The 9,918-nt window shown below is 34.8% G+C and carries 8 protein-coding genes; 7 read left to right on the top strand and 1 reads right to left on the bottom strand.

Annotated elements, in window-relative coordinates; all coding sequences use genetic code 11:
- Positions 1 to 100: 100 nt before the first annotated feature.
- Positions 101 to 1,012, bottom strand: a complete 912-nt coding sequence (locus M2139_RS13680; protein ID WP_280739398.1) for a helix-turn-helix domain-containing protein — start codon at positions 1,010 to 1,012, stop codon at positions 101 to 103.
- Positions 1,013 to 1,262: 250 nt separating this feature from the next.
- Between M2139_RS13680 and M2139_RS13675 the strand changes: the two genes are divergently transcribed.
- The 7 genes from M2139_RS13675 (at position 1,263) to M2139_RS13645 (ending at position 9,801) form a co-directional block, all read left to right on the top strand.
- The gene (locus M2139_RS13675; RefSeq protein ID WP_280739399.1) at positions 1,263 to 2,534 is read left to right on the top strand and encodes an extracellular solute-binding protein; all 1,272 of its coding nucleotides are present in this window, start codon (positions 1,263 to 1,265) and stop codon (positions 2,532 to 2,534) included.
- 227 nt (positions 2,535 to 2,761) lie between these two features.
- Positions 2,762 to 3,661 carry a sugar ABC transporter permease gene (locus M2139_RS13670; protein ID WP_280739400.1) on the top strand — a complete coding sequence of 300 codons (900 nt, stop codon included), beginning with the start codon at positions 2,762 to 2,764 and terminating at the stop codon, positions 3,659 to 3,661.
- A gap of 12 nt (positions 3,662 to 3,673) precedes the next feature.
- A complete protein-coding gene (locus M2139_RS13665) occupies positions 3,674 to 4,510 on the top strand; it encodes a carbohydrate ABC transporter permease (protein ID WP_280739401.1) in 837 nt (278 codons plus the stop codon).
- Positions 4,511 to 4,516: 6 nt separating this feature from the next.
- Positions 4,517 to 4,900: a hypothetical protein gene (locus M2139_RS13660; RefSeq protein WP_280739402.1), complete on the top strand. Its 384-nt coding sequence runs from the start codon at positions 4,517 to 4,519 to the stop codon at positions 4,898 to 4,900.
- A 57-nt stretch (positions 4,901 to 4,957) separates the two neighbouring features.
- Positions 4,958 to 6,766 carry a sugar-binding domain-containing protein gene (locus M2139_RS13655; RefSeq protein ID WP_280739403.1) on the top strand — a complete coding sequence of 603 codons (1,809 nt, stop codon included), beginning with the start codon at positions 4,958 to 4,960 and terminating at the stop codon, positions 6,764 to 6,766.
- Between the two features lie 32 nt (positions 6,767 to 6,798).
- Complete coding sequence (locus M2139_RS13650; protein WP_280739404.1) at positions 6,799 to 8,565, top strand: sugar-binding domain-containing protein; 1,767 nt, start codon at positions 6,799 to 6,801, stop codon at positions 8,563 to 8,565.
- 192 nt (positions 8,566 to 8,757) lie between these two features.
- Complete coding sequence (locus tag M2139_RS13645) at positions 8,758 to 9,801, top strand: aldose epimerase family protein (protein WP_280739405.1); 1,044 nt, start codon at positions 8,758 to 8,760, stop codon at positions 9,799 to 9,801.
- Positions 9,802 to 9,918 lie beyond the last annotated feature (117 nt).

The following is a 9,918-nucleotide window of genomic DNA, read 5'->3' as shown; positions in this document are numbered from 1 at the left end:
ACAAAAATTAGACTACAAATCACCGATTGAATATCGGAAATCTGCAATCTAATCAATGCTTTTTTGAATGTGTCCCACTAATTGGGGTCAGTTCCGTTTTTCATTTTTCTAAATAGTAAGTATTTACTAAGATATTTTGGTTGTGGTTTCCGAAGCCTTTGCCAAATAAAGTAATACCACCTTTGTTTTTAGCATCTTCTTCTACTTCGAAACGTAGTGTTATAAAGGGTCTATCCTGTAAGTTCAAGTCATCAATGGTAATTTCAGAATAGGCTTCTCCGTCGATACCAGTATCAATCTTATTAACACGGATATGTTTCAATAAGCCATATTGACTAAATTGATCGTTCCACCAATCAGGTGTATAGCGACCGCGTGTATCTGAAAAATTTCCTGGCACGGTGTAAACAGCAACCTTAATGTCGTTAATAAAAATTGAAATATCACTAGGCCAAATATTATTTGATAAAGGAAACTCAGAAGCAACTTCAAAGCTAATTTCCAATAATTCTGGTGTTTGGCTTTCTTGCAATAAATTGGGCACTTTATATTCTACAAAACCCTCGCTAAACCATAACAGTGAAGCGTCTACTCGCGCACTATCCATAAAATATTTTGGATCATCAGATTTTCCAACGACTTCAGTTGAGGTAGCTAATCCACAAGTTGGAATGACTGAAAAATCTATAAAATGTCCTAATTTGAGATCGATGGAATGCATTTGATATGCATGATAAACTTTTTCAGGGAAATTTACATGGATATCATCAATTTTCAAATAAACCATTTTCCGATTTTTGTTGGCACCGACTCCTCGTTCAGATTTAAGTAATCCAGCGTCCTCCATTTTTTGGATGTGCCTAGTAGTGATTGCGTTACTAATACCAAGATGCTCGGCGATTTCTCCAGCGCTACGTTTTTGATTACCGATAAAAGTCAGCATTTTTAATCTAGTTTCGCTAGCTAAAGCTTCATAAACAGGTAAAGAAGGTTTGCTCAAGTCTAATTCCATTTCTTATCATCTCCATTTTTAACCCGTTGGTTAAATTAATATCCCGTAATACTATTATATATCTTTTGTGTGTTAACTGTAAAGTTGTTTTTTTCTAATTGTTGCTTTAGAAGCATTGACAGCGTTTTCTTTAGATGGTATTTTATTGGCGAGACAAATATTCATTTTAATTAAAACCGAAAAGTTAAAACCGTAAATAATAAATTTAAAGTGTGTGTTTAACCTTTTGGTAAAAACGGAGGAGAAATCTATGAAAATCAAAAAGCTTGTAGGAATCACATTGGTCGCTGGAATGAGTTTGGCAATATTTACTGGTTGTGGAGGTAGTTCGTCATCTGGTAGTGGTAAGAGTGATGCAAAAGAAATTACTTTTTGGAACCCGTTTACAGGTGCAGACAATTCCAATTTGAAAAAAATGATTGATGAGTATAATGCAACAAATCCAGAATATAAGATTAAAAATGTATCACTTAAAGATACGGATATGTATGCTAAAATTCCGACAGTAGTTAACTCGGGTAAAAATATTCCTGATTTGAATATTGTTCATGCAGAGCGAATCAAACAATATAAAGATAATGAGATGCTAAATACTTATGATGATTTGTTAGGAGATCATCCTGAACTTAATGCTGATAATTATGTTGCAGAAGCTTGGAATTTAGGAGAAATTGATGGCGAACGTTATAGTTTACCGTTAGATATTCATAACTGGGGTACTTTTTATAACGTAGAACTATTAGAAAAATATGCTCCTGATGCGCTGGATGATGAAATTTTAACAATTGATGAAATTATGGCTGCTGGTGAAAAAGCCAAAGCTGATGATGTTCGTGGAATCGCTGTTTCTTGGGCAAAACCTAACTTTTTAGGATTGTTGAAACAAGAAGGTGGCGAATTAACGGAAGATGGTGTGACCCCTACGTTAGATACAGAAGCATCTGCTGCTGCCATTAGCGAATGGACTAAAATGTATGAAGCTGGCGTTACAACTAAAGATGGAGAAGATCCAACACAACTATTTTTAGCTGGTAAATTAATATTCTTCCCTGAAGGTATTTGGATTCAAAATAACATTAAAGATGCTGAATTTGAATGGGGATTAACTAATGCACCACAATTAACAGATGACCTTTCAAAAACTGTTAACTGGGCTTCTTCTCATCAATTTGTGATGTTTAAAAATGACGATCGTTCTGAAGAAAAAACACAAGGGATTTTAGATTTTATTGAATGGCTACGTACCAACTCTCTAGAGTGGGCTAAAGCTGGACAAAATCCTGCAACGTTAGATATTTTGAACAATGAAGAATATTTGGAAATGCCACAATCTATCTTTATTAACACACCTGAAGAACAAGCAACTTTAAATATTTTTGACTACAAATATAACGGATATGTTGCTGAATACTTAGATGCTCATGGATTTGATACTATTTTTGGTAAAACATCTGTTGAAGATTTTACATCTGGTATGCAAAAAGAAGTATCAGATAAAGTTGCTAAAGATAACTCAAACTAATTTATGATTTAATACCTGATTTATCAGAGAAGTAAAAGTATTGACGATAAACCTGTTAGCAAGTTAATGCTAAGGGAAAAGGCAATACTTTTATTCTCTTCTTATAAATAAACTATCAAAGTGTTGCTGTAAATAGTGACTTTGTTGCAAAAAAATGTTTGCTACAAAGTAAAAAAATGATTTCTTCTCATAGAGAGAGGTTTTCGTTATAAAGGAGGAAACTGAACATGCTTGCTTCAGCAAAAGTTCAAAAGCGTAATCGTCAATTGAATTTTAAACCGTGGTTATTTTTGGCACCACATTTAATTATTTTCTTGATTTTTTTCCTAATTCCAGTGATTTTTGGTATTTATGTTTCTTTCACTGATTGGGATTTGTTTTCTAGCCCTAATTTTGTTGGTCTAGCTAATTATAAAGAATTATTTTTTGATAAGGACTCAACTTTTTACGAGCAATTAAGAATTGGCTTAGTAAATACTTTTAAATTTGTCCTTTTTTCTGTTCCAGCTTGTATTATTGTTCCGTTGTTATTAGCAGCGGCTTTAAACACCAAACCCAAATTAGGGAAAATTTTTCAATCAATTTTCTATATGCCATCATTATTTGCTATTTCCGCAGTAGCAATTATTTGGACGCTAATTTTTAATGTGAATTATGGACCAATTAACAACTTGTTGAATACCGATATTCCATGGACAGGTACGCAGCCATATGCTTGGGTTGCTTTAGTTGTAGTGACTGTTTGGTGGACCATTGGTGGCAATATGGTAATTTATCAAGCCGCCTTGAATGGTATTTCAAAAGATTTTTATGAGGCGGCTGACATTGATGGTGCAACTGCAACACAAAAGTTTTTCAAAATTACTTTACCAGCAATTAGAGGGCAAATTTTATATACCGTTGTTATGACGACAATCTCTCAGTTTAACGTTTATGGACAACCGCTGATGTTAACGGCCGGTGGTCCTAATAATTCAACGCGAGTGTTGTTGATGTATATTCAACAAAATGCTTTCGGTTCTGGTCAATCAATAGCTGGGATGGCAGCGGCAATGGCGGTAATTCTAGGCTGCTGTATTATGGTTATTTCAGCGATTCAATTTAAATTCTTGAGAAATAAAGATTAGGAGGAAGCAAGAATGAAGAGAAATTTAATTTCAAAAATTGTAGCTTATGTATTTTTAATTGTTATGGCAGCAATTTGGCTTGTACCGTTGTTGTATGGCGTTCTAACTTCCTTTAAATCTGAAATGGAATTGATGACCGCTGGTTTTCGTTTTTTACCAATTGAATGGGTGTTGACAAATTATCAAGCATTGCTAGGTGACACAACAAGTACGCCATTGGTGCGCTGGTTTATGAACTCATTGTTCATTTCTGTCAGTCATACGTTATTAGTTTTATTCGTTGTTTCATTATCTGCCTATGCTTATAGTCGCTTAGAATTTAAAGGAAAAAATGCTTTATTTTCTTTTCTGTTAGCAACGATGATGTTTCCTAGCGTTGTGAATTTAATTCCTTTATATAAAATTGTGGATCTTTTAGGTTGGGTAAACACACCTTTAGCGATGATTATTCCTGGAGCAGCTGGCGTTTTTAATATTTTCTTAGTGCGTCAGTTTATGGATAATATTCCTAAAGATTTTGATGAAGCAGCTCAAATTGATGGTGCTGGTGAAGTAACTATTTTTGTTAAAATTATTTTACCGTTAATTCGACCAGTGTTATTAGTTGTGTCACTATTTGCTTTTACTGGTTCATGGAATGACTTTTTGTGGCCATCTATTGTATTTAATGATGTTGAGAAAATGCCAATTACTTCTGGATTGCAGTTATTGCAGGGGATGTATCAAGCACAACCTACTTTATTAATGGCTGGGGCTTTAATTGCGATTATTCCAACATTCATTTTATATTTGTTTGCGCAAAGATATTTCTTAGAATCAATGTCATTATCAGCTGGCGTGAAAGGATAATTGATTATGAAAAGAGCAGGGGAACGCAAATTAGTCACCGTTATGGGGATTTGGCAAATTATTGATGGCTTATTAACAATTATTTATTATGGTTTTTACCAACATGGCATTTTTAACGGAGGCGCCGGTGCTGGTGGAATTGATAAAACTTTTACTTTAATTTGTAGCTTTGGCACATTGCTATTGGGATTAGGGATTATTAATTTAGTAATAGCTAAAAATTATATAAAAGACAATCAAGTAATGAAAAAAATGGGTGGGTGGTTTATTGCAGAAGGAATTTTATCATACTTTGTCATGGATATACCCAGTTTGGTTTTAGCTATGGCGACAGCTGTGCTGATGTTAGCAAAAAATAAATCCATTCGTTTGAGCTATCAACAAAGTTAACTTTAAACAGCTGAGTAATTCAGCTGAAAATTAATATTTATTAAAAGGAGTAAAAAAATGAGTTTACGTAATGAATATCCACGTCCGCAGTTCGTTCGAGATAAGTGGCTTAATTTGAATGGTGAATGGGACTTTACTTATGACGATCAAGATAGAGGCGTGGCAGAGCATTGGTATCAAACACCTGCTGTTTTCGATAAAAAAATTCAAGTACCGTTTGCTTATCAATCAAAATTAAGTGGTATTAATGAACGAAATATCCATGATGTTGTTTGGTACCAACGAGAGTTTGAATTGGTTTGTAAAGAAGAAAAAGAATACTATTTGCATTTTGGTGCAGTTGATTATCAAGCAGATGTTTATTTGAATCAACAATATGTTGGCCGACATCAAGGAGGACATACTTCTTTTAGTTTTGAAGTCAGTCATTTATTGAAGGCAGAAGGTTTACAAACTTTGACATTACGCGTTTGGGATCCTGCGAAAGATGAAACGATTCCTAGAGGAAAACAATTTTGGGAAGAAGAATCAAGAGGGATTTGGTATACCAATACAACCGGGATTTGGCAAACTGTTTGGTTAGAGGAAGTGGAGCCATGTCACTTTGAAAATCTTCGTCTGACACCTAAATTTGATGAAGGCGCTGTTCATATGGCAATTAATGTGCCTGAAGTGGCTTTAGGTAAAAAAATTCGCTATCAAATTTCTTTTAAAGAAACATTGTTGTGCGAGGACGAAATAAAAATTTTAGAAACAGAAATTAATCGTGAAGTTGCGCTGTTTACTAATAAAATTTTCCGTACGAATTTTCATGATAATGGTTGGACTTGGACGCCTGAACATCCTAACTTATTTGATGTGAAAATCGTTTTAGTTGATGAACAAATCGTTTTAGATGAGGTAACGAGTTATTTTGGTATGAGAAAAATCCATACAGAAAATGGAATGACTTTCTTGAATAACTACCCTTATTATCAAAAATTAGTTTTAGATCAAGGTTATTGGCCAGATGGCTTATTGACGGCACCGACAGATGAAGCTTTTGTAGAAGATATTAAAATTGCAAAAGCGATGGGCTTTAATGGTTGTCGTAAGCATCAAAAAGTGGAAGATCCACGCTTTTTATATTGGGCCGATCAATTAGGTTTTCTTGTTTGGGGAGAATGTGCTTCTGCACCGGTGTATACACCAACTGCTGCTGCGCGTTTGACGGAAGAATGGATTGAAATTATTAATCGCGATTACAATCATCCATCAATTGTTAGTTGGGTACCATTAAATGAAAGCTGGGGAGTACCAGGAATTCATTTAAATCATCAACAGCAAAGCTTTGCTAAGAGTATTTATCATTTCTTGCATGCTTTGGATACAACGCGCTTAGTTATATCTAATGATGGTTGGGAAATGACAGAAACTGACATTTGCGCTATTCATAATTATAATCATGGCGCAAAATCAGAAGTGAAAAAATACCAACATTTTAAAAAGACATTGGCAGATGCCGATAATTTAATTAACTTACCACCTGGCAAATGGGATATTTTTGCAAAAGGAGCTAATTATCAAGGACAACCAATCTTATTGACAGAATTTGGTGGAATTGGTTATAAAATTGGTGCTCAATCTGGTTGGGGCTACACTTCGGTTGAAAATGCGGAAGAGTTCATTGAAGAATACGGTCGGATTATGGATGCTTTATATACTTCTACAGCTTTGTGGGGTTATTGTTATACTCAATTAACTGATGTGGAACAAGAAATTAACGGTTTAGTGACCTATGACCGTCAGCCTAAAGCTGATTTTAAAGCAATTAAAGCAATTAATGACCAATTTTATCCAGAAAGAATTTTTGTAGCTAAAGATTAAAAATAATAAATGAAAAAGTAGGTGAATTGTTTATGAAAAATATAGAAAGAAAAAATCATCCTCGCCCGCAGTTTGTTCGTGAAAACTGGATTTCTTTGGATGGAGAATGGCAATTTGCTTTTGATGATGAAAACCAAGGGCTGAAAAATAAATGGTATCAAGGATTGAAAAACAGCCAACTAATCCAAGTGCCGTTCACTTATGAAACAGAATTAAGTGGTATTCATGATTCTGAACATCATTATGTTGTTTGGTATCAGAAAAACTTTGAAGTCAATGAGCTTGAAAATTTGGTTTTAAATTTTGAAGGTGTAGACTATCGTTGTCAAGTATGGTTGAACGGTGAATGTATCGGGAGTCATCAAGGCGCATATGAACGTTTTTCTTTTGATTTAGAAAGTTATTTAGTAGCAGGAGAAAATACAATTATTGTTCGCGTGGAAGATTCTCTGGCTTGTGAACAACCACGCGGAAAACAGCGCTGGTTAAAAGATAATTTTGGTTGTTGGTATGTTCAAACAACCGGTATTTGGAAAAGCGTTTGGTTAGAAGAAGCTGCTTCACAAAGGTTGAGGCGAGTAAAATTGACACCAGATTTGGATAATGATCAAATTATTATTGAGCCTGTTTTGCAAGACAATGCTGTACGCTTAGAGACAAAACCTTATGAGATAGCTTTTGAAATTTCATATGAAGGACAGTTTGTCAGAAGCTATCAAGGGTCGTTAACGCATGAGATGACACCGATTGTTTTGGATACACGAATAACTGAAGATGCTTGTTGGGGGACGAAAGTTTGGTCGCCAGAAACACCTCGGTTATATGATTTGACTTGTCGTTTGTACGATGCTGAAAATCAATTAATTGATGAAGTATACAGTTATTTTGGTATGCGAAAGATTGCGATTGAGCAAGGGCAAATTTTATTAAATAATCGCCAATTGTATCAACGTTTGATTTTGGACCAAGGCTATTGGCAAGAATCTGGGATTACACCGCCTTCTGTAAAGGATTTAGAAGTTGATGTTGACCGAATTTTGGAAATGGGCTATAACGGCGTGCGGAAGCATCAAAAAATAGAAGATGAACGTTTCTTATATTTATGTGATAGCAAAGGGTTGCTAGTTTGGTCTGAAATGGCAGCAACTTACAATTTCAATGACTTAGCAATTACGAATTTTACGGAAGAATGGTTAAAAATCGTTGAGCAAAATTATAATCATCCGTCAATTATTACTTGGGTGCCGTTTAACGAATCTTGGGGAATTAAGGATATCGATCGCAATCGTCAGCAGCAGCATTTTACAGAAAGCATTTACCATTTGACGAAAGCTTTTGATACTCAACGTCCAGTGATTACTAATGATGGCTGGGTGCATACCATTTCTGATATTATTACTTTGCATGATTACGAAGAACTTGGAGAAGTCTTCGCTACTCGTTATCAAGATAAAGATAGTTTGATGAATAATCAACAGCAATTTAATAATGATTTTTATGCCTTGGCAGAAGGTTATGCTTATCGTGGGCAACCAATTATTATTTCTGAGTTTGGCGGAATTGCTTTCTCTAGCGAAAGTGGCTGGGGCTATGGTAATCAAGTTCAAAATGAAGAAGTTTTCATGAAACGTTTTGACAGTATTCACAAAGCGATTCAAAAGTTGCCTTACAGTGTTGGTTATTGCTATACACAACTAACTGATGTGGAGCAAGAAATCAACGGTCTGTTAGATGTCAATCGCCAAGCGAAAGTGGATTTGAATAAAGTGCGAGAAATTAATTTGCGTCGTCTGAAATAAAGCTTTTAAGAACTAAAAACTTCTGTGAAATTTTCGCAGAAGTTTTTTAGCTAGTGTAAATACTGATTGCTGCAATTCCAGCAAGATTCTACCGCTTTTTTGTGCAATCTGCCATTGCATTCTTCAATAAGTAAATAGATAATAAACTATAAACAAACGGTTACATTACCGTTTAAGAAAGGGACGTTTTTTTTGAAAAAAGAATTATTTGGAAAATTAGCGAATGACCAAGAGGTTCATTTATATACGATTGAAACAGATACATTAAAATTAACTGCTAGTGATTTAGGTGGATTAATTGTGAAATTAGAAGTGCCGGATAAAAACGGTGTTTGGCGAGATGTGGTTTTAGGTTTTGATACTTTAAACGATTATTTAGAGAAAAATGCACCGAATTTTGGTGCGAATGTTGGCCGGAATGCGAATCGGACAGCAAATGCTTGCTTTAAAATTGATGATATTGAATATCAAATGCCTGCTAATGAGGGTATAAATAATCTTCATAGTGGCCCAAATACTTTGCAACTGCGTTTATGGGAAATGATTAATGCCGAAGAAAATAAACTGGTTTTTGCTTTAGATAGTTTAGATGGCGACCAAGGATTCCCAGGAAATATGCGGATGTCGGTAGCTTATGTGGTGGAAGATGGTGGCGTGACGATTACTTATGACGGTTTATCTGATAAAAAAACCGTCTTTAATATGACGAATCATAGCTATTTCAATTTAAATGGACATGACCAAGGAACGATTTTGAATCATCAATTACAAATGAATGCTAATTATTATACGCCTGTTATTGATTCAAACTCAATTCCAACTGGCAAATTAGCCAATGTTGCTGAAACGCCGATGAATTTCTTAACAGCTAAAACCATTGGCGCAGAAATTGATGCTGATTTTGAACAGCTACAAATGACTGGTGGCTATGATCACAACTTTGTTTTGAATAAAGGAAAAGATCAATTTGCATATTTTGCAAAGGCAGTAGGCGATCAAAGTGGTATCGCAATGGAAGTTGCTACTGATTTACCTGGCGTACAATTATATACAGGGAACTTTTTAGATGGTTTAGTTGGCAAAAATCAGGTAGCCTATCAAAAAAGAGCTGCTTTCTGTTTGGAAACGCAATATTTTCCTAATTCTTTAAATGAAGAAAACTTTGAAGCACCCCTGATTGAAGCGATGACCTGGGGAACTCATGTGACGAGATACCAATTTTCAGTTGCTGAATAAAATAAAAAAAGTTTACTAGCAAAATGGAACTGACCCCAATTAGTGGGACACATTCAAAAAAGCATTGATTAGATTGCAGATTTCCGATATTCAATCGGTGATTTGTAGTCTAATTTT

It is taken from the genome of Enterococcus sp. PF1-24, from assembly GCF_029893325.1.
Lineage (GTDB): Bacteria > Bacillota > Bacilli > Lactobacillales > Enterococcaceae > HY326.
The sequence above is the reverse complement of the archived record's forward strand: the minus strand, read 5'-3'. Positions and strand labels throughout refer to the sequence as shown.